General features: G+C 75.4%; 17 protein-coding genes. 7 read left to right on the top strand and 10 right to left on the bottom strand.

Features of this window, described 5'->3' with window-relative positions; translation table 11 throughout:
* Positions 1-14: 14 nt before the first annotated feature.
* From ACWPWV_RS06415 to ACWPWV_RS06405, 3 genes are all read right to left on the bottom strand, one after another.
* Positions 15-674: a response regulator gene (locus ACWPWV_RS06415; RefSeq protein ID WP_454042099.1), complete on the bottom strand. Its 660-nt coding sequence runs from the start codon at positions 672-674 to the stop codon at positions 15-17.
* Positions 671-2,740 (bottom strand): sensor histidine kinase, encoded by a 2,070-nt coding sequence (locus tag ACWPWV_RS06410; RefSeq protein ID WP_454042098.1) that lies wholly within the window; start codon positions 2,738-2,740, stop codon positions 671-673. The genes ACWPWV_RS06415 and ACWPWV_RS06410 overlap by 4 nt, the downstream gene beginning before the upstream one ends.
* A 131-nt stretch (positions 2,741-2,871) precedes the next feature.
* The gene (locus ACWPWV_RS06405; protein ID WP_454042097.1) at positions 2,872-3,567 is read right to left on the bottom strand and encodes a hypothetical protein; all 696 of its coding nucleotides are present in this window, start codon (positions 3,565-3,567) and stop codon (positions 2,872-2,874) included.
* A 257-nt stretch (positions 3,568-3,824) separates the two neighbouring features.
* On the opposite strand from ACWPWV_RS06405, the gene ACWPWV_RS06400 reads away from it, so the two are divergent.
* Positions 3,825-5,561, top strand: coding sequence for a SulP family inorganic anion transporter (locus ACWPWV_RS06400; RefSeq protein ID WP_454042096.1), 1,737 nt, complete (start codon positions 3,825-3,827; stop codon positions 5,559-5,561).
* A gap of 10 nt (positions 5,562-5,571) precedes the next feature.
* On the opposite strand, the gene ACWPWV_RS06395 is transcribed toward ACWPWV_RS06400, so the two are convergent.
* Positions 5,572-6,882 (bottom strand): ion channel protein, encoded by a 1,311-nt coding sequence (locus ACWPWV_RS06395; RefSeq protein ID WP_454042095.1) that lies wholly within the window; start codon positions 6,880-6,882, stop codon positions 5,572-5,574.
* Between the two features lie 225 nt (positions 6,883-7,107).
* Here ACWPWV_RS06395 and ACWPWV_RS06390 point away from each other — a divergent pair, with 225 nt between their 5' ends.
* Both ACWPWV_RS06390 and ACWPWV_RS06385 read left to right on the top strand, forming a co-directional pair.
* Positions 7,108-7,605, top strand: a complete 498-nt coding sequence (locus ACWPWV_RS06390) for a DUF1269 domain-containing protein (RefSeq protein WP_454042094.1) — start codon at positions 7,108-7,110, stop codon at positions 7,603-7,605.
* 25 nt (positions 7,606-7,630) lie between these two features.
* Positions 7,631-8,302, top strand: coding sequence for a GAP family protein (locus tag ACWPWV_RS06385; protein WP_454042093.1), 672 nt, complete (start codon positions 7,631-7,633; stop codon positions 8,300-8,302).
* Between the two features lie 24 nt (positions 8,303-8,326).
* On the opposite strand, the gene ACWPWV_RS06380 is transcribed toward ACWPWV_RS06385, so the two are convergent.
* Positions 8,327-9,640 (bottom strand): AI-2E family transporter, encoded by a 1,314-nt coding sequence (locus tag ACWPWV_RS06380; RefSeq protein WP_454042092.1) that lies wholly within the window; start codon positions 9,638-9,640, stop codon positions 8,327-8,329.
* A 147-nt stretch (positions 9,641-9,787) separates the two neighbouring features.
* Here ACWPWV_RS06380 and ACWPWV_RS06375 point away from each other — a divergent pair, with 147 nt between their 5' ends.
* The 4 genes from ACWPWV_RS06375 (at position 9,788) to ACWPWV_RS06360 (ending at position 11,665) form a co-directional block, all read left to right on the top strand.
* A complete protein-coding gene (locus ACWPWV_RS06375) occupies positions 9,788-10,195 on the top strand; it encodes a DUF7144 family membrane protein (protein ID WP_454042091.1) in 408 nt (135 codons plus the stop codon).
* A 94-nt stretch (positions 10,196-10,289) separates the two neighbouring features.
* Positions 10,290-10,721: a DUF6325 family protein gene (locus tag ACWPWV_RS06370; RefSeq protein ID WP_454042090.1), complete on the top strand. Its 432-nt coding sequence runs from the start codon at positions 10,290-10,292 to the stop codon at positions 10,719-10,721.
* Between the two features lie 65 nt (positions 10,722-10,786).
* Positions 10,787-11,131, top strand: coding sequence for an SHOCT domain-containing protein (locus tag ACWPWV_RS06365; protein WP_454042089.1), 345 nt, complete (start codon positions 10,787-10,789; stop codon positions 11,129-11,131).
* Positions 11,132-11,182: 51 nt separating this feature from the next.
* Positions 11,183-11,665 (top strand): DUF1269 domain-containing protein, encoded by a 483-nt coding sequence (locus ACWPWV_RS06360; RefSeq protein WP_454042088.1) that lies wholly within the window; start codon positions 11,183-11,185, stop codon positions 11,663-11,665.
* A gap of 15 nt (positions 11,666-11,680) precedes the next feature.
* Here ACWPWV_RS06360 and ACWPWV_RS06355 read toward each other — a convergent pair whose 3' ends face one another.
* From ACWPWV_RS06355 to ACWPWV_RS06335, 5 genes are all read right to left on the bottom strand, one after another.
* Positions 11,681-12,796, bottom strand: a complete 1,116-nt coding sequence (locus tag ACWPWV_RS06355) for a sigma-70 family RNA polymerase sigma factor (RefSeq protein ID WP_454042087.1) — start codon at positions 12,794-12,796, stop codon at positions 11,681-11,683.
* 95 nt (positions 12,797-12,891) lie between these two features.
* Positions 12,892-15,042 (bottom strand): SpoIIE family protein phosphatase, encoded by a 2,151-nt coding sequence (locus tag ACWPWV_RS06350; protein ID WP_454042086.1) that lies wholly within the window; start codon positions 15,040-15,042, stop codon positions 12,892-12,894.
* 96 nt (positions 15,043-15,138) lie between these two features.
* Entirely contained in the window at positions 15,139-15,969 is an 831-nt protein-coding gene (locus ACWPWV_RS06345; protein ID WP_454042085.1) for a 2,3-bisphosphoglycerate-dependent phosphoglycerate mutase, read from the bottom strand.
* Between the two features lie 37 nt (positions 15,970-16,006).
* Positions 16,007-18,940, bottom strand: coding sequence for a helix-turn-helix transcriptional regulator (locus ACWPWV_RS06340; protein WP_454042084.1), 2,934 nt, complete (start codon positions 18,938-18,940; stop codon positions 16,007-16,009).
* A 164-nt stretch (positions 18,941-19,104) separates the two neighbouring features.
* A complete protein-coding gene (locus ACWPWV_RS06335) occupies positions 19,105-19,242 on the bottom strand; it encodes a hypothetical protein (protein ID WP_454042083.1) in 138 nt (45 codons plus the stop codon).
* Positions 19,243-19,451: the final 209 nt, after the last annotated feature.

Genomic DNA, 19,451 nt, shown 5'->3' with positions numbered 1-19,451 from the left:
CACCGGGCCGGCCGTCAGGCCCGACCGAGCCCTTCCTCGCGCGCCGCGACGATCGCCGCGGCGCGGTCGCGCGCGCCGAGCTTGGTGAGCACGTTCGTCACGTGGTTGCGGACGGTCTTGGGGCTCAGCACGAGCCGCCGCGAGATCGCGGTGTTGTCGAGACCGGCCGCGACGAGGTCGAGCACCTCGCGCTCGCGGTCGGTGAGCTGCGGGAACGGCACGCGCACGGCCGACCGACCGCCGACGACGTACGCCATCGCGCGGTCGGCCACGGCCGGGCCGAGGATCATCGCGCCGTCGGCGACGGCGCGCACGGCACGCTCGATCTCGGTGGGGCTCGCCGTCTTCACGAGGTAGCCGCGCGCGCCCGCACGCACGGCCGCGACGACGACGTCGGCGTCCTCGTGCATCGTCACGACGAGCACGCGGACGCCGGGCCGGGCGCGGACGAGCTCGCGCGTGACCTCGACCCCGGACCCGTCGCCGAGGTCCACGTCCATGAGCACGACGTCGGCGCTCGTCCCAGGCGGTGCGCTGAGCCCCAGCACCGCGCGCGCCTCCGCTGCGCCGGCCGCGTGCCCGACGACGCGCACGCCGTCGAGCGAGTCGAGCAGCGCCACGAGGCCGAGCCGGAAGACCGGGTGGTCGTCGACCACGACCACGTCGACCGTCACCGGACGGCCTCGCGCGCCCCCGCGCCGGTCACGGGGCGCGCTCCGGCGGACGCTCCTCCCGGCACCAGCGGCAGGACGGCGAGCACGCGCGTCCCCGGCCGGTCCGCGCCGTCGGTCGACCCCGCCGGCTCCGTCAGCCCCGCCGGCCCCGTCGCGTCCCGGCCGGCGCGCGCCGTCGTGACCACGACGCTGCCGCCGAGCTCGTCCGCGCGCTCGCGGAGGGACCGCGACCCGACGCCCGGCCGTGCACCGGGCGCGACGCCGACCCCGTGGTCCTCGACCGTGACGACGAGGTTCCCGTCGCGCACCCGGACCTCGAGCCGGCACTCGTCGACGCCCGCGTAGCGCGCCGCGTTGACGACCGACTCGCTCGCGATCGCGTACGCGGCCGCGGCGACTCGCGGGTCGAGGCCGGCGCACGGGTCGCACCGCACGTCGACGACGAAGCCCGCGACCGCCTGGCGGCCGGCGAGCTCGCCCAGCGCGGCCTCGAGCCCGAGCTCCTCGAGCGACGGCGGGAGGAGGCTCCGCGACAGGGCGCGGACGTCCTCGACGCGCTGACCGGCCTCGGCGCCGAGCGCGTCGAGGATCGCCGCCGCGGCGGCCGGGTCGCTCCCCAGCACGTTGCGCGCCCCCTGGAGGCCCAGCCGGAGACCGGTGAGCCACGGTCCGACGCCGTCGTGCAGCTCGCGCCGGATGACGCGCCGCTCCGCCAGCCGGGCGCGCGTCGTCGCGTCGCGCGCGGCCTCGAGCTCGCGGGCGCCCTGCGCGAGCGCGAGTCCCGCGCCGAGGACGGGCAGGAGCTGGTCGAGCGCGTCGTCCGTGCGGGCGTCGAGGCGCTCGCCGGCGCGGGGGACGACGTGCACGCGTCCGAGCACGCGCCCGCCGTGCTCGATCGTCCGGACGTCGGCGCGTCGCGCCCCGCCGTCGGCAAAGGGACCGCTGCCCGCCGCGACCGGCCACTCGACCGTCACGGACTCGAGCCGGAGCGCCTCGCGCACACCGACCGCGAGGCCCGCGACCAGCTCGTCCGCGGTCGCCGCGGTCGACAGGCGCCGGCCGACGCTGAGGGCGGCGCGGCCCGGGTCGCCGCCGTCCCCGTAGACCAGCACGTGCACGCGCCGCCGCAGCCACGCGTGCAGGGGCTGGACCGCGAGCGCGACGCCCACCGCCGCGACGACCTGGGCCGCCGCGCCGTCGACGACGGTCGCGGCGACGACGACCACCGCGCCGTAGACGACCGCGAGACCGACGGCGAGCATCGCGGCGACCGTCGCCCGGGACAGCACGAGGTCGACGCCCCAGAGCCGGTTCCGCAGCACGCACACGAGGATCGCGGCGGGGAACAGCGCCTGGCACGCGAGGTGCGTGAGCGGCAGGGCCAGGATCACGTCCGTGTCCGCCCACGTGCCCAGCAGGGGGACGAAGGACAGCGCCATGAGGGCGGTGCCGAGCGCGAGGAGACCGAGACCGCGCCGGTCCTCGACCGGTCCGCGGCGCCACCGCCACGCCGTCGCGGCGGCGGTGACGAGCCCGACGACGACGACGCCCAGGATCGCGGGCCGGGGGTCGTCCGTCGGGGCGAGGAGGAAGAACCCGATCGACGCGGCGCCGGCGGCCACCCCGCACCACGCGCCCGCCCCGAGGCGCCCCGAGCGCACGAACCACGGCACGAGGACGAACAGGCCGACCGTCCCCGGCACCCACGCCCAGCCGTAGGCGTCGGCCAGGGGCGTGAGCGGGGGGAGCGCCGGGTGGGCCGACGCGTAGCTGCGCCAGCCGCCGCCGAGCGCGGCGACGCCCGCGCCGAGCGCCGCGAGGGCGGTGAGCCACCCGACGACGTGCGGCCGCCGCGCGAGGACCACGGCGGCGACCGTGCCGTAGACGATGGCGACGGTCGCGTCGACGACGACGAACAGCAGGTCCCCGAGGACCAGCGGGACCCCGGACGCGAGCTGGAGCAGCAGGGCCGAGCCGCCGAGCAGCCAGGCGAGAGCTCCTACGGCTCCGCCGAGGAACCAGCGCGTGCGGGGCATCCCGGCGCGGCCGGGCCCGGGACCGGCCACGGGCCCACGGTAGGGCCGCGGCACGCGCGGCGACCAGACCTCGGCGGGGAGATCACCCGGTGCCCGACGGCGCGGGGTGACCGTGCGCCGTCGGGCGGCCGTGGGTGCGTGCGCGGGCGGGCGCGAGCCGCTCAGCGCCGGTCCCCGAGCGCGAAGCCGAGCGCGGTGACGACGAGCCAGACCGGCCCGACGAACCCGGCCATGTACTGCAGCGGCGAGACGCCCGCGAGGAGCGTGAGTCCGCCGAGCACGACGCCGACGACGCCGATCCACCGCGGCGCCGCACCGTGCCGCAGCGCCGCGACGCCCAGGGCCACGCCGGTCACGCCCGCGCCGACCCACAGCCAGGGGATCGTCGCGACCCAGTCGCTGTAGAACGCGCCGGACTCCGGGACGATGAGGTCGGGCTCGGCGAACCCGAACATGAACTGCGTGTCGAGGCCCGAGCCGAGCAGCCCCGCGACGGACACGAGCACGAGCCCCCACCCGGCGACCGTCGGCAGGAGCGAGCCTGCCGGTGCCTGGGCGTCGAGGCGTCGGCGCAGGCCCGCGGCGAACACCAGCACGAGCAGCGCGCACACGATCGTCGCGGTGTGGAAGACGAGCATCGTGCCCGTGCGGCCGGCGAGGTCCGCGACGATCGCGTCGGCGTCCCCGGCGGTCTCCTCCCAGTTCTGGCCGAGCCGCATCGACGACTCCATCGACACGAGCCCGAGGATCCCGGCGGCCAGCCCGGTCCACGCCCACGCGCGGGGCGACGAGCCGCGCGGTCGGCGTGCGGCCTCGGTGGCGAGGGGCGAGGGGGCGGTGAGCGGTCCGTCGTGCATGAGAGGTCCTCCCTGGTCGGGCGCGGTCCCTCCGCGCCTCGGTGCTGACGGGGGAAGCGTCGTGCGGGGTGCGTCCCGGGTCCCAGGGGCCGGTGTCCCGACCTTCCGGGCGACCCGGCCGGGACGCCGACGAGCACTCCGATCGCCGGGCCCGGCGCGTGCGGTTGCGGTGCGTCCGGTCCGCAGAGTTGTCTTGGTCCCGACCGGCGCGTTCGAGGCGGTCCTGCCGAGCGTTCGACCGAGGCGAGGGATGACCGATGACCGGACGAGCCGCACCTGCCCCCCGCGGTCGGGCGCCGCTCCTCCTCGGGTCGCTCCGCGGCTACCAGAAGGCGTGGCTCCAGGACGACCTGGTCGCGGGGCTCACGGTCTGGGCCGTGCTCGTGCCGGAGTCGCTGGCGTACGCGACGATCGCGGGCGTGTCGCCGGTGGTCGGCCTGTACTCGGCCGTGCCGTCGTTGATCCTCTACGCGGTGTTCGGCAGCTCGCGGCACCTCGTCGTCGGGCCGATGTCGGCGACGGCCGCGCTCTCGGCGGGCGTCGTCGCCGTCTTCGCGCCGGGGGACGCCCAGTTCTTCACGGCGCTGACCACGGGCGTCGCGCTCGTCACGGGTGTGCTCTGCCTGGTCGCAGGGATAGCGCGGCTCGGGTTCGTCGCGTCCTTCATCTCCGAGCCCGTGCTCAAGGGGTTCGTCGTCGGCGTCGCGCTCACCATCATCGTCGGGCAGCTCCCGTCGCTGCTCGGCGTCGAGAAGGGCGAGGGGAACTTCTTCGAGAAGGCCTGGGCGGTCGTGACCGAGCTCGGCAGCGCGAACGGGACCACGGTCGTGCTCGGGCTGGGGACGCTCGTGCTCCTCCTGGCGCTCAAGCGCTGGGCGCCGAAGGTCCCCGGCTCGCTCGTCGCGGTCGCGCTGGGCATCGCAGCGATCCTCGTCCTGTCGCTCGACGACCGCGGCGTCGACGTCGTCGGGCCCATCGACGCGGGCCTGCCCGCCCTCGGGTTCCCCGACATGGACTGGGGCGACTACACCGCGCTCATCGGTCCGTCGGCCGGCGTGATGCTCGTCGGCTTCGCGGAGGCGCTGGGCGCGGCCAAGACGTACGCCGCGCGCGAGGGGTACGACATCGACCCCAACCGTGAGCTGGTCGGCATGGGCGCGGCGAACCTCGGTTCCGGCCTCGCGTCCGGGATGGTCGTCAACGGCAGCCTGTCGAAGACGGCGGTGAACGGCGGCGCGGGGGCCAGGAGCCAGCTGTCCGGGCTCACCGCCGCCGTGCTGGTGGTCCTCACGCTCCTCTTCCTCACGCCCGTCTTCGAGTCCCTGCCCGAGGCCACGCTGGCCGCCGTGGTCATCGCCGCCGTGGTCGAGCTCGTCGACGTGCGGTCGCTGCGGCGCCTGTACGGCTACGCCACCCCGCTCTCGCGGAAGCTCTACGGAGGGTCCGCGCGTCACGACTTCTGGGCGGCGCTCGCCACGGCGCTCGGCGTGCTCGTGCTCGACACCCTGCCGGGCCTCGTCATCGGCGTCCTGCTCTCGCTGCTCCTGCTGCTGGGGCGGGCATCGCGCCCGCACGTCGCCCGTCTGGTCCGCAGCGGCGAGGGCGTGTGGGTCGACGAGGACCGGCGGGCCGCGCTCGGTCGGCCCGCGGGCGAGCACGTCCCCGGGGTGCTGGTCGTGCGGGTCGAGTCCGGGCTGTTCTTCGCCAACGCCGACACCGTGCGGGCGGCCGTCCGCGGGCTCGCCGAGGCCGAGCGGCCTCGCACGGTCGTCCTCGACACCGAGACCGTGCCGTTCCTCGACTCCGCGGCGGCCGAGATGCTCGTGACGCTGCGCACCGACCTCGCGCGCACCGGCGCGACGCTCGTGCTCGCGCGCGACGTCGGCCAGGTCCGCGACGAGCTGCGCGCCGTCCTCCGGCGCGACGACCGGCCGCCCGTCTACCCCGACGTCGACACGGCCATCGCCGCGACGCGCGCGACGCCGACGGGATAGACGGCCCGGCTCAGGGGCGGGGCGCGAGCGCGGGGAACTCGCCGGCGCCCTCGGCGGGAGGTGCGACGCGCAGCGGGGGCATCGACCGCGCGGCGAGCCACAGCGGGACGATCGCCAGGCACAGGACCGGCAGGAGGCGCGCGTCGCCCACGACGACGGCCGCCATGAAGAGGGCGAGCCAGCCGTCGCGGCTCACGACGATGACGGAGCCGAGCACCGCGGACGAGACGGCGACGGCGGCCGGCACCGCCGGAACCAGCGACGTCGCGGCGAGGCCGATCGCGACCCCGATGAAGACCGTGGGGAAGATGCGCCCGCCACGGAAGCCCGCCCCGGCGGCGACGACGAGCGCGACGATCTTGACGAGCGCCATGAGCAGGATCGCGGTCCAGGCGAGCTCGTCGGCCTCCGCCGAGAGCTCCTTCATCTCCTCGAGGCCCTTGAACAGCGTGAGCGGTCCGCCGACGACCCCGAGCAGCCCGAGGACGAGGCCGCCGGCACCGAGGGCGAGCACGGGACTGCGCATCCGGTGGAACGTGCGGTGGACCACCGGGAAGGCGAGCACGGCGAGCAGCGTGAGCCCGGCCGCGACGATCCCGACGACGGTCGCCCCGACGAGGTCCCCCGGCTGGACCCCGGGGTACGCGGGGAGGTCGATCTCGAAGGTCGGGGTCTCGAAGACGACCATGGTCATGGTGCCCGCGCCGGCCGCGACGATCGGGGCGAACAGCCGGTCGAACAGCGGCCCGGACCGGTCGCCGCGCTCGGCGAACGTCTCGGTGAGCACCAGCGCGGCGGCGAGCGGCGTCGCGAACATCGCCCCGATGGTGCCCGCCATGGCGAGCCCGACGGCCCCGTTCACCGGGACCCCGAGCCGGGGCCGGCACAGCAGCCAGACGGCGAGCGCCACGTTGATCGCGATGATCGGGTTCTCGGGGCCGAGGCTCACACCGCCCGCGAGGCCGAGCACGAGCGCGACGGCGAGACCCGGCAACGACCGCAGCGGCAGCGGGGCCGCGACGAGGTCCGCCGTGGCCGGGTCCACGCCCGCGTGCCCGGGCGCCCACCGGATCGTCGCACCGACGAGCAGGCCGGTGAGCGTGAGGACCATGACCGTCCACCACGTCTCCGTCGTCGTGACGCCCCAGGCGTCGGGCAGCCGGTCCCACACGAGGTGCTGGATCCACGTGGCGAGCGAGGACAGCGCGACGAGGGTGACCGCGCTCAGGGCACCGATCACGAGGGACGGGACGACGAGCGAGAGGAGGTGCCGGGTGGAGAGCGGGCGCGCGGGGGGCCCGCCCGGCGCAACCGCCGGCACGTCCTGCGACCTGTCGGTCGGCCCACCCGTCGGCGCGTCCGTCGGCACAGGGGAAGGGAACCACGGGCCCGGACGCAGTGCATCCGGAACCGCGCGCGGCGGCGCGGTTCCGGTGGCGGTGCCCCCACCCCCGCCATAGCGTCGACCCGCCGCGTACCGGCACGTCCGGGGCCCGCGGCGGACGCACGACGACAGCCGGACGACATCGACGGAAGAAGGCACGAAGTGGCAACTCTGACCGTGTGGAAGTTCGACACCCCCGACGGCGCGCAGCGCGCCGAGGACGCGCTCCTCGCGCTGCAGAAGCAGGAGCTCATCCAGGTCCAGGACGCGGCGACCGTGTCCTGGGAGGAGGGGAAGAAGAAGCCGAAGACCCACCAGGGCAACAACACGACGGCGGTCGGTGCGCTGGGCGGGACGTTCTGGGGCCTGCTGTTCGGGCTGCTGTTCTTCGTGCCGCTGCTCGGCGCGGCCATCGGGGCGGCCTCCGGCGCGATCGCCGGCTCGCTGACCGACGTCGGCATCGACGACGACTTCATCGACTCGGTGCGCAGCAAGGTGACCCCGGGGACGTCGGCGCTGTTCCTCCTCACGTCGGGCGCCGTCGTGGACCGCGTCCACGAGGGCCTGCAGGCCCAGGGCATCCACGGGGAGCTGATCCAGACCAACCTCTCCGCGGACGAGGAGGCGAAGCTCCGCGCCGCCTTCGACGAGAACGCCTGAGCCGGCCAGGGCCGGGGAGCTCGCCGTGGGAGGCGCGATCGGCCAGTCGCTGCCGGTCGCCGTCGGCGTGATGATCAGCCCGCTGCCGATCGTGGCCGTGGTCCTCATGCTCACCAGCGGGAAGGCGAGGGCGAACGCGTTCGCCTTCCTGCTGGGCTGGTTCGTGGCCGTCGGGGCCGTCGCGCTCGTCGTCGCCCTGCTGGCGGGCTCGGGGACGCCGGCCACCGCCGGACCGGCCGACTGGGTCGGGTGGCTCAAGATCGTGCTCGGCGTGCTGCTGCTGCTCGTCGCGGTGCGACAGTGGCGGGGGCGCCCCCGCGGAGACGTCGAGCCGCCCGCCCCGAGGTGGATGGCCGCGATCGACTCGTTCACCCCCGTCAAGGCGCTCGGCCTCGCCGTGCTGCTCGGCGCGGTCAACCCGAAGAACCTGCTGCTCGCGGTGTCGGGCGGCGTGGCGATCGGGTCCGCCGCGGGCGGCGACGTCGCGGTGAGCGTCACCGCGGCGGTCGTGTTCGCGGTCGTGGCGAGCCTCGGAGTCGCGACACCCGTGGTCATCTACGTGTCGATGGGCGAGCGGGCGGCGGCGCTCCTCGACGGGCTCAAGACGTGGCTGATCCACAACAACGCCGTGGTGATGGCACTCCTGCTGCTCGTCATCGGCGCGAAGATGATCGGCGACGGCATCACCGCTCTCTGACGGGCCGTGGGCGGACGGGGTCGACTACTCGATCCCGTCCGCCCGGCGCTCGTCGACCGTCCGGGCGGCCTCCTCCGCGGCACGGCGGTTCGCCCGGCGACGGTGGGCCACCCCGCCGTCGCCGTCGCGGCGCCGCCTGCGCGGTGCGGCGTCGTCGCCGCCCTCCTCGCCCGGGTCGTGCAGGAGGTGCGAGTCGATCAGCTCGTGGCGCTGCAGGTACGTGTTCGCGACCGCCTGGATGGTGGCGGCGATCGGGAGCGCGAGGAACGCGCCGAGCGCCCCGAACACGGCGCCGAACGCGAGCACGACGACGAAGCTCACCGCGGGGTTCATCTCCAGGGCGCGCGCGGACACCTTCGGGGAGAAGTAGAGGTTCTCGAGCTGCTGGTAGCCGATGATGAACGCCAGGACGGCGAGGGCCTGCGGCAACCCCTGGGACGTGAGCGCGACGGCGACGGGCAGGGCGCCGCCGATGTAGGTGCCGATCGTCGGGACGAACTGCGACACCACGCCGGTGAAGACCGCGAGGGGCAGCGCGTACGGCGTCCCCACGATGAGCAGGAACACGAGCGTGAAGACGCTCGACAGCGCCGCCAGCACGATGCGCGAGTTGATGAAGTCGGAGACCTTGACCTGCGTGATCTCCCACAGGCGCAGCACCTCCTCCTGACGGTTCGGCGTGAGCCACCGGCAGACGGCGGCCCGGAACCTCGGGCCGGCCGCCAGCAGGTAGTAGGTGACGAGGAGGATGGTGAGCGAGGCGAAGATGCCGCCGATGATCGTCGTCCCCACGAGCAGCGCGCCGGAGGCCACGTCCTGGCCGAACTGGTCGAACGCCTCGCGCAGCAGCTCGTCCGACTCGGGGACGATGACGTCGAACCGCTCCTCGAGGAAGCCCCGCGCGTCCTCGTACAGGGCGGGGATCGTCTGCACGAGCTGCACGAGCTGCTGGACGAAGAGGTTCCCGAACAGCGCGAGCACGACGAGGACGACGACGATCGACCCGATGAGCGACACGCCGGCCGCCACACCGCGACGCCACCCGTGCCGCACGAGCCACACGACGATCGGCTCCAGCGCGAGGGCGATGAAGAACGCGATGAGGATGTTCACGCCCAGCGCCTGGAGCTGCCCGAGGGCGTACCAGGCGAAGACCGCCACGAACACCGCGACCACGCCCATGACGAGCGCGCGCGGCACCCAGCGCGGCGGCTGTCGGGAGTCGTGCTGGACGGGCCGGGTGCCGTCGCCGTCGGCGCCTGACGGGACGCCCGACGGCGCGTGGGGCGGCGCGTCGGGCGGCGACGGCTCGGCTGACGGCGCTGGGGGGATCGTCATGCCCCGAACGTAGCGGCGGGCTCCGGGCAGAGCGCGCACGACGCACCGGATGCCGAACCGCCCCATCGGTGCCACGATCGTCCCGCGCACGTCGACGGCCGCCGGCCGGTGCCCGTCGAGAGGTCCGAGAATCCTCGAGGTGAAGGTATGGCTCGCTCGTCGCAGGTGTCCGCGTGGGTCGGCTGGATCTGGTTCGCCGGCATCGTCCTCATCACCCTCGGTCTGTTCAACGCCATCAGCGGGCTCGTCGCGGTGTTCTCCCCGAACAGCCTCGTCGGCGTCACGGACCAGGGCGTCGTCGTGCTGGACGTCTCCACGTGGGGGTGGATCCATCTCGTCATCGGGCTGCTGCTCGTCCTGACCGGGTTCGCGCTCCTCGCGGGCAAGGGCTGGGCGCGCTTCGTCGCCATCGTCCTCGTCGTCCTCAACGCCGTCGCGCAGTTCACGACCCTCCAGGTCACGCCGTGGTGGTCGATCGTGACGATCCTGCTCGACGTCTTCGTCCTGTGGGCGCTCGTCGTCCACGGCGACGAGGCGGAGCGCGCCGCCCGCTGAGCCGGCGTCGCCGAGCTCTCGACCGCCGTCCGCCGGCCCGTCCGCTGCCGGCGCCCCGACCGCCGCACGCCCCTCCGACCCCGGGAGTCACTCCATGGCCAGCTCCAGCTTCGGTCCCGTCGAGATCGTCGCGATCGCGTTCCCGTCCGACCGCGTCCCGTCCGGCGTGCAGACCGCCGTCGCCGACGTCCTGGCGGAGGGCACCGTCACGCTCCTCGACCTGGCGGTCGTGCGCCGGTCCGAGAACGGCGACGCCGAGTTCCTCGAGCTCACGGACCTCGGCGACGAGATCGAGATCACCGACATCGAGCTGTCGGGTGCCGGGCTGGCCGGCGAGGAGGACCTCGACGAGGTGGCCGCCGGGCTCGCCCCGGGGACGTCGGCGCTCGTGCTCGTCGTGGAGCACACCTGGGCCCGCGGTGTCGTCGGCGCGGCCGCCGACGCGGACGGCGTCGTGCTGTTCAGCGAGCGCATCCCGGCCGAGGTGGTCAACGAGGTCGCCGACCTCGCGCTCGCCGAGGACTGACCACCACCCGAGCGTCGGCACGGTCGCCACCCGGCCACCACGCCACCCCCCGAAGGAGAACCACCATGCCGATCCGTCGCATCGGCCGTCCCGGACTCATCGGGACCGCCGCCCGCACCGCCGTGATCGCCGGCACCGCCCAGGCCACCGCCGGCGCGGTCTCCCGTCGTCAGGCGAACCGCCAGCAGCAGTCCTGGGAGGCGCAGCAGGCCGCGGCGCAGGAGGAGCAGGCCCGTATCGAGGCGGCCGCCCAGCAGGCCGCGGCCCAGTACGCGCAACCTGCTCCCGCGCCGGCCGCCTCCGGCGGCAGCGACCTCCTGGGCCAGCTCGAGCGGCTCGGCCAGCTGCACGCCTCCGGTGTGCTCACCGACGCCGAGTTCGCGGCCGCCAAGGCCAAGCTCCTCGGCTGACCCTCCTCACCACCCAGGCTGGACCGAGCACGAGAGGACCGGAGGACGATCATGGCAACCTTCACCGTCTGGAGCTTCGACACACCCGCAGGGGCCGACACGGCGTCGGGCATCCTGCACTCCGCCGCGTCGGAGGGGCACATCCGCCTCGTCGACTCCGCGGTCGTGACGTGGCCCGAGGGCGCGGCCAAGCCCACGACGCGGCACGGCCACCAGGACACGTGGCGCGGCGGCGGCTGGGGCGCGTTCTGGGGGCTGCTCCTCGGGACGCTCTTCTTCATCCCGCTGGTCGGTGCGGCCGCCGGCGCCGCGATCGGCGCGGCGTCCAAGGCCATGGCGGCCGTCGGCATCGACAAGGACCAGCTCGAGCGGATCCGCGAGGGCGTCACGCCGGGGACCTCCGCGCTGTTCGTCGTCACAGAGGACGGCGACCTCGACGCCGTCGGCGAGCGTTTCCACGGGGTGCACGGGAAGCTCGTCGCCACGAACCTCACGGAGGGGGAGCGGCAGACGCTCCTCGAGACCTTCGACTGAGGACGACGCTCCCGGTCAGGCGTCGAGGCGCTCGGGCAGCCCGAAGAGCGGGAACCAGGCGGCCGTGTCGAGGAACGCGTTGATCTCCACGACGCGGCCGCCCCGGGTCTCGATCACCTGCAGCGCCCACGGCTCGTACCCGCCGCCCTCGGCACGGCGGTACTGCCCGAACCCGAACGTCCCGTTCACCGCCACGGGGATCAGGCGCGAGCCCTCGCACTCCCAGCCCGGACCCACCATCCAGCGGACGATGTCGTCCGTGCCGCGCATCCACAGCGGGTACGGCGGCATGGAGAGCGTGGCGTCGGCGTGGAGGATCGCGACGAGCGCGTCCATGTCGTACCGCTCGAACGCGTCCAGGTAGCGCTCGAGCAGCCGCTTCTCCTCGTCGCCCAGGCTCTGCTCGTCGCCGGGCGCACCCCCGAGGGCGCCACCCGGTCCGGCGGCCGGACCGTCGCCGTCCGCGCGCTCGGCGTCGTCCACCCCCGCGCTGCTCCAGTGCGCCCGGGCGGCCATCGTGGCGCGCGCACGCTGCAGCGCGCTGTTGACGGACGCGACGGACGTGTCGAGCAGCTCGGCCACCTCGCTGGCCTGCCAGCGCAGCACCTCGCGCAGCAGCAGCACGGCACGCTGCTTCGGGGGGAGGTACTGCAGCGCGGCGACGAACGCGAGGCGGATGCTCTCGCGACCCACGGCCACCTGGGCCGGGTCGCCGTCGTGGGGGAGCACGCGGTCGTCGGGCACGGGCTCGACCCACGTCTCCTCGGGGAGCACCTGTCCCAGGTTCTCGACCTCGGCGGGCTGCGGTCCGCCGAGGCCCATGGGGCGCTCGCGGCGCTTGCGGGCGCCCAGAGCGTCGAAGCAGACGTTCGTCGCGATCCGGTAGAGCCACGAGCGCAGGCTCGAGCGGCCCTCGAACCGGTCGTAGGAGCGCCAGGCGCGCAGCAGCGTCTCCTGCACCGCGTCGTCGGCCTCGAAGGCCGAGCCGAGCATCCGGTAGCAGTAGCCGGTCAGCTCCCGGCGGTAGGCCGCCAGCGCGACGTCGAGGTCCTCTCGCTCGGGCACCGGGTTCGCGGGACGTGGCGCAGCGGAACCCTCCACCGTGTCGACGGGGGTGACGAGGTCGGTCATGGCGAGCTGCCTCTCCGGAGCGGTCGGGAGCGATGGGGACGGGATGTGGCCCACACCACACGCTACCCGGCGCCCCCCACACGGCACAGGGGTCGTCAGTCGGTCGTCGCGAGCTCGAACCAGACGACCTTGCCCTCCGCCTCCTCGTCGACGTCGACGCCCCAGCGCTGGGCGCACCGCTCGAGGAACTGCACGCCGCGACCGCCCGTCTCGTGCGGCTCGGGCGACCGCAGACGGGGCCGCACCGACGACCCGTCCTGGACACCCACCCGCAGGACCCGGTGGCCCACCTCGACGGACGCCTCGACCGGCTCCCGTGCGTGCTGGACGGCGTTCGTCAGGATCTCGCTCGTCAGGAGCATCGCGACGCGGCGGACCGACGGCGCGACGTCGCAGCTCTCCAGCAGGTCGTCGACCCAGCGCCGGGACTGGCCGATCGCGGCCGACGTGTACGGGACGTCGCGCCGCACCGTCGCCGGCCGGCCGGGGCGCGGCGGGTGCGGGACCGTGTGCCGCACCCGCAGCGCCAGCACCGCGACGTCGTCGCGCTGGGAACCGGCGACGAGGCGGCGCACGAGCGCGTCCGGGAGGGCCGTCGTCGAGATGCCGACCTGGTCGGCGAGGGCCTCTCGCAGGCTCTCGAGCCGCTCCCCGTACGACGTGCCGCGCCGCTCGACGAGCCCGTCCGTGTAGAGCAGGAGCGTGTCGCCCGGGAAGAGCCGCGTCCGGTGGTCGTGCCGGGCCGCGCCCGGCAGGACCCCGAGCATCAGGTCGGGCGGCGCGTCGAGCGGGTCGACCGTGCCGTCGGCCCGCAGGACGAGGGGGATCGGGTGGCCCGCGTTGGACCACACGAGGTCGAACCCGTCGGGGGTGCGGTCCAGGCGCACGACGACGGCCGTGCCGCTCGCGTGCAGCGCCAGGCCCCGGTTCGCGCGGTCGAGCAGGCGCAGCAGCGTCGCCGGCGGCTCGTCCTGGCACCACGCGAAGGTGCGCAGCATCGACCGGAGCTGTCCCATCTGGGCGGCGGCACGCATGTCGTGCCCGGTGACGTCGCCGATCATGAGCACGCACGCGTCGTCGTCGATGACGACGGCGTCGTACCAGTCACCGCCGACCTGGTCCGTGCGCGTGGCGGAGACGTACGTCGCGGCGAGCTCGACGCTGCGCATCGCGGGCAGCTCCGTGAGCATCGCCGCCTGCAGCGTCGTCGCCACGCGGTGGCGCTCCTCGAGCAGCCGGACCCGGTCGAGGGCGTGGCCCACGTACGTGGCGATGGTCGTCTGGGTCTTCACCGCGTCGTCGTCGAACTCCTGCGTCGTGTCCCACGCGAGCGACACCACGCCGAGCAGCGACGAGCCCGACAGGACGGGGAGGAAGCAGCGCGCCTCGACGCCGTCGGCCCCGATCATCGCGGCCGCCTCGGGGAACGCCTCGGCGTACGCGGCGTGGTCCCGGAAGAAGAGGGGCTCGCGCGTGCGGGCGGCGACGCTCGCGCCGCGCGCCTCGTCCAGGCGCAGCCGCCGGAACGCGCGCGGCACGCCCGGTTCCAGGTGGTCGAGGGTCGTGTAGGTGAGCCGGACGCCTGCTGCGTCGAGCGTGGCGAGGCCCGCGTAGCGCGCACCGATCCCCGCCCCGACCGCCGCGAGCCGTTCCGCCACGTCGCCCACCGACTGCGCCGCGGCGAACGACTCCGAGAGGTCCAGCAGGAGCCGCGACCGCCGGTTCGCGGTGAGCGCGACCCGCTGCATCCGCCGCGCGCGCTCGCGCGCGACGCGCAGCCGCAGCTCCGACGTGCACGCCGCGGCCAGGTCGGCGAGCGTCGCGAGGTCGCCGTCCGTCCAGGTGTGCGGCTGCCGGTCGATCGCGCAGAGCGAGCCGACGGCGCGTCCCCGCGGGTCGAAGATGGGGAAGCCCGCGTAGGCCACGACGCCCAGGTCGTGGATCGCGCCGTTGTCGGCGAGGTGCGGGACGTCCCGGGCGTCCGCGACGACGAGCGGCTGCGTGTCGTCGACGACGTACTGGCAGAACGAGTGGGTCAACGGGGTGCGTCGTCGGGACTGGTAGGGCTCCGGCAGACCCAGAGCGCCGGGGAAGACCTGCTCGTCCTCCAGGACCAGCGACACGAGCGCCGTGGGGACCCCGAGCTGACGCTGCACGAGGCGCGCGAACCGGTCGAACGACTCGTCCGCCGTCGGTCCGGCGAGGCCCGCCTCGACGAGCTCGCGGATCGCCTGCGCCTCGGTCATGACTCAGTATGGGCAGGACCGGGCCCGCGCGTCAGGGCGAACGGCGCGAACCGGACGGGGACGGGTGGGTGAATTCGGGCAAGGAGCATCGAATCGTCACGTGCCGCCGCGGGCGCGCAGGGCGGTGAGCGCGTGCTCGGCGCCGTCGGCGTCGAGGTAGGTGCCGCCCCGCACGAGCGGCTCGAGCCCGCCGCCGGGGCGGTGCGCGAACCGGCGCACGAGCGGCTGCCCCGTCGGGACGTTCAGGTCCACGACCTCCTCGGGCGCGAGCTCGTCGACGAGGACCGAGAGCGCGCGCAGCGAGTTCCCGTGTCCCACGACGAGCAGCGACTCGCCGCGGACCAGCGCGCCACGGGTCTCGGCCCAGAAGGGGCGGAGGCGGTCGACGACGTCGGCGAGCGACTCGGTGTCCGCACGCAGGCCGGCGCGGGCGGCGTCGGGCAGGCGGAGCAGGACGTCGTCCACGGCGGCGCGGGCCGGGTGGTCGGGCCCCAGCGGGGGCGGTCGGTGCGCGTACGAGCGGCGGTAGCGCCAGTACGCCTCCTCGCCGTAGCGCTGCCGGACCTCGGCGCGGGGCGTGTCCGTGAACGCGCCGTAGTGCCGCTCGACGAGCCGCCAGTCGACGTCGAGGGGCGGCGGTCCGGGCAGGGCTGAGGCGACGATCGTGGCGGTCCCGGCCGCGCGGACGAGCGGCGACGTCACGACGCGCCGGGGGGTGAGCTCCGCGTGCTGGCGCGCGGCGTGCGCGAGCAGGGCGGCGGCGTGCTGCGCCTCGGCGACGCCGCGGTCCGAGAGCGGGACGTCGAGCAGGCCCGTGAACCGGTCGTCGGCGTTGTACGTGCTCTCGCCGTGCCGGAGCAGGACGAGCACGCCGGGCGCGGAGCGGGAGTCGGTGGACGACGGGGGGCCGGCAGGCTCTCGAGGCACACGGTCAGCGTAACGACGCCGCCCGCGCCGCTGCCGGTCAGACCTCCAGGAGCCCGCGCTGGTGCGCGAGCGACACGGCCTCGGCGCGCCCCGAGGCGCCGAGCTTGGCGAGGACGTTGGAGACGTGCACGCTGACGGTCTTCCCGGAGATGTAGAGCCGTTCGCCGATCTGCCGGTTGGTCAGCCCCTGCGCGACGAGGAGGAGGACCTCCTCCTCCCGGTCGGTGAGGACCGTCGTGGTCGAGCGTCGCAGGCCGGGGAGGTCGAGCCGGGCACGGCGGGCGAGCGCGCGCACGGCCTCGGCGAGCGGGGCGGCACCCATCGCCTCGGCCTCCTCGAGCGCCTGCGCGGCCTCGATCTCCGCGGCGTTGCGGTCGCCCGTGGCGCACAGGGCCTCCGCCCAGCGGAAGCGTGAGCGCGCCGCCTCGTAGCGGTAGCCGTAGCCGAAGGCGCGCGTCGTCTCCTCCCACAGCGCGGTGTCGGTCTCGCCGGTCAGCCGGGAGTGCTCGGCGGCCGCGCGCACGAGCCACGCCCGCCCCTCGGGGCCCAGCGCCCCGCCGCGTGGCCGGCCGCGCTCCGCCGTCGTGCGGGCGGCGTCCAGCAGCGGCCGCCCGCGCGCGACGAGGTCCGCGACGGCTGCGGCGTCGCCCGTCACGCGCGCGGTGTCGGCGGCGTCGGCGAGCGCCGCGAGCGCGAGGGCCGACAGCCAGATCCGGCCCAGGAAGTAGTCGCTCCACGTGCGGCCGAGGTGCTCCACGAGCTCGACGGCGAGCGCGACCGCCTCCTCGTGCCGACCGGCCCAGGTGAGGGCGTCGATCCAGCAGCCACCGGAGATGAGCGCGACCTGGCCGTCGCGGTACCAGTCGCGGCGCAGCGCCGCGCCGCGCTCGACGGCGTCCGTGTCGCCCCGCGCGACCGCGGCGTAGAGCTGCACGCCGGTGAGGGCGGCCACCCAGCTCTCCGGCACGGTCTCGCCGGCGGTGTCCGTCGGCGTGAGGTCGCCGGTCGCGTACCGCGCGAGGTCCTCGAACAGGCGGAGCTCGACGCCGTAGACGCTCCAGCCGAGCCCCGTCGCCCGGGCTCGGTCGAGCCCGTCGCGCACGATGTCGAGCGACTCGGCGAGGCGGCCCGCGTAGTAGCGGTTCGCCCCGATGTTGTACCAGCAGCGCAGCTCGGTGAGGATGTCGCCCGCCTCGACGGCGCGCTCGCGGGCGCGTTCGAGGAGCGTCGCCGCGCGGTCCTCGTCCTCGACCTCGAGCACCGCCATCGTCGTGAGGACGTCGGCCTCGACGTCCGGCGCGTCGACGCGGTGCGCCTCCGCGAGGGCCTCGGCCGCGACCTCGGCCGCGAGCTCGTCCTGGTCGGCGTTCATCGCCGCGCGCGCGCGCATCGCGAGCGTCCAGGCGCGGTCGAGCGACGGCGGCTCCGTGGGCAGGACGGCGAGCGCGGCCGCGGTGTGGGTGAGGACCTCGTCGACCTGCTCGGTCCCGAGGAGGTAGCGCGACAGCACGTGGCGCAGCGAGGCCTGGCGCAGCGGGTCGTCGGCGGTCGCCTCGACGACCCTCCGGGCGAGGGCGACCGCGCGCTCGGGGTTCCCGGCGCGGCTCGCGGCGCCCGCGGCCGCGAGGGCGACGGCGACCCTGTCCTCCCCGAGGCGCTCCTCGGCGTCGGGCACGGCGGTCCACAGCGACAGGACCTGCTCGAGGTGGCGCAGCTCCTCGGCGGGAGCCAGGACGCGCGACGCCTTGCGGGCCGCGCCGCGCGACGCGGTGAGCGCCGCCGGGAGGTCGTGCGCGGCGAGCGCGTGGTGGGCGCGCAGCGCGGGCGAGCCGAGCGTCGGGTCCTCGTCGAGCGCGCGCAGGTACGTGCGGTGCACGCCGACGCGCTCGCCGGGCAGCAGGTCGGATGCGACGGCCTCGGCGAGGAGGGCGTGGCGGAACACGACGGTGTCCCGGCCGTCCCCGCTCGGGTCGGCCTCGATGCCCAGGACGTGGTGCGCGATCGCCTCGCGCAGCGCGCGGTCGAACGCGCCCGAGCCCGCCGCGAACTCCGGGTCCTGCTCGAGGACCGCGCGCAGGAGGCGCTCGGACACCTGGCGCCCCGAGACCGACGCGGTGCGCACGAGGTGCTGGACCGGCGGGTCGAGCGTCTCCAGCCGCGCGCGCAGGACGTCGGCGAGGGACCACGGCAGCTCCTCGCCCGGGCCCGCCTCGACGAGCTCCTCGGCGAAGTACGCGTTGCCCTCCGACCGGGTGCGGACCGACTCGAAGGCGTCCTCGCGCAGCGGGTCGCCCGCGACCGCCGTCGTGAAGTCCCGCAGCTCGGCGGCGGTGAACGGTCGCAGGTCCACGTGCTCGACGCGCGGGTGGCGGCGCAGCTCGGCGAGCACCGGGCGCAGCGGGTGCCGGCGGTGCAGGTCGTCGCTGCGGTAGCTGGCGACGACGACGACGTGCTCGGCCCGCAGGCGCGCGACGACGAAGCGCAGCACGTCCCGGCTCGACGGGTCGGCCCAGTGCAGGTCCTCCACGACGAGGACGAGCGGGGAGTCCGGGGAGCCGGAGGCGGCGAGCGCCGCGGCGATGCTCTCGAAGAGCTGCAGGCGCTCGCCCTGGCTCTGCTCGCCGTCGGCGGGGAGCGCGGCGTCGAGCAGGCGCGCGAGGGCGGGCCGCTGGGCGACGGTCTCGTCCACGGCGTCGTGCACCGACCGCAGCGTGGTCAGCGCCTCGGTGAACGGCAGGTACGGGAGCCCGACCTCGCCGAGGTCGACGCAGTGGCTCCACACGACCGTCGCGCCCTGCTCGGCGGCGAGCTCGGTCGCGCGGGTGAGGAGGCGGGTCTTGCCGACGCCGGCGTCCGCGCCGACGAGCACCACGCCGGGCTCGCCGCGGCGTGCCCGCTCGACCGCGGCGGCGAGCACGTCGAGCTCGTCGGCGCGGGCCACGAAGGGCGCGCGGGTGGAGGGGCGGGGCACGGCACCCATCCTTCCAGCGGGCACCCACGGCGGGCCAGGGTAATCCGGCGCGGGAACGACCCGGGACGGGTCACCGCCCCGCACGACGACGCCGCCGACGGTGGGAGTCCCACCGCCGACGGCGTCGGGGTCGTCGTGCTGCCGGCGTGCGCCGGTCGCGGCGGTCACCGGGTGTGCCGGTGCCGGCGCTCCCGGAGCCAGTGCAGCAGCACGGGCTCGCCCCGCTGGTAGTCCTCGCGGAGCTTCTGCTGGTGGTAGGTGAGCTCGGCCTCGAAGGCCGGCCCGAACTGCATGGTGCTCATGATGGTCCCCGTCCCCGCAGGCTCCCTGCCTGCCTGACGACCACACTCGTCCTGAGCACCCCCGCCGGGGATCGGGCGTCCGGGCACCGCTGCGCGGGAGGGGCCTTAGGCGGGGGCCTGTCCGCGCGCTGAGGTGCCTGAGGTGGGCACCGGGCCCTAAGGCGTCCTACCCGCCCGGGGTGCCGCCCACCGGACCGCTCCACCGCCGG

Source organism: Cellulosimicrobium sp. Marseille-Q8652, assembly GCF_965112045.1.
This window is presented reverse-complemented; position numbering and strand designations above follow the sequence as displayed.

Coding starts and splice junctions, on each gene's coding strand:
- ACWPWV_RS06350 (WP_454042086.1), bottom strand. CDS start 15,042: ATGACCGAGGCGCAGGCGATCCGCGAGCTCGTCGAGGCGGGCCTCGCC.
- ACWPWV_RS06335 (WP_454042083.1), bottom strand. CDS start 19,242: ATGAGCACCATGCAGTTCGGGCCGGCCTTCGAGGCCGAGCTCACCTAC.
- ACWPWV_RS06355 (WP_454042087.1), bottom strand. CDS start 12,796: ATGACCGACCTCGTCACCCCCGTCGACACGGTGGAGGGTTCCGCTGCG.
- ACWPWV_RS06365 (WP_454042089.1), top strand. CDS start 10,787: ATGCCGATCCGTCGCATCGGCCGTCCCGGACTCATCGGGACCGCCGCC.
- ACWPWV_RS06400 (WP_454042096.1), top strand. CDS start 3,825: ATGACCGGACGAGCCGCACCTGCCCCCCGCGGTCGGGCGCCGCTCCTC.
- ACWPWV_RS06370 (WP_454042090.1), top strand. CDS start 10,290: ATGGCCAGCTCCAGCTTCGGTCCCGTCGAGATCGTCGCGATCGCGTTC.
- ACWPWV_RS06360 (WP_454042088.1), top strand. CDS start 11,183: ATGGCAACCTTCACCGTCTGGAGCTTCGACACACCCGCAGGGGCCGAC.
- ACWPWV_RS06405 (WP_454042097.1), bottom strand. CDS start 3,567: ATGCACGACGGACCGCTCACCGCCCCCTCGCCCCTCGCCACCGAGGCC.
- ACWPWV_RS06375 (WP_454042091.1), top strand. CDS start 9,788: ATGGCTCGCTCGTCGCAGGTGTCCGCGTGGGTCGGCTGGATCTGGTTC.
- ACWPWV_RS06380 (WP_454042092.1), bottom strand. CDS start 9,640: ATGACGATCCCCCCAGCGCCGTCAGCCGAGCCGTCGCCGCCCGACGCG.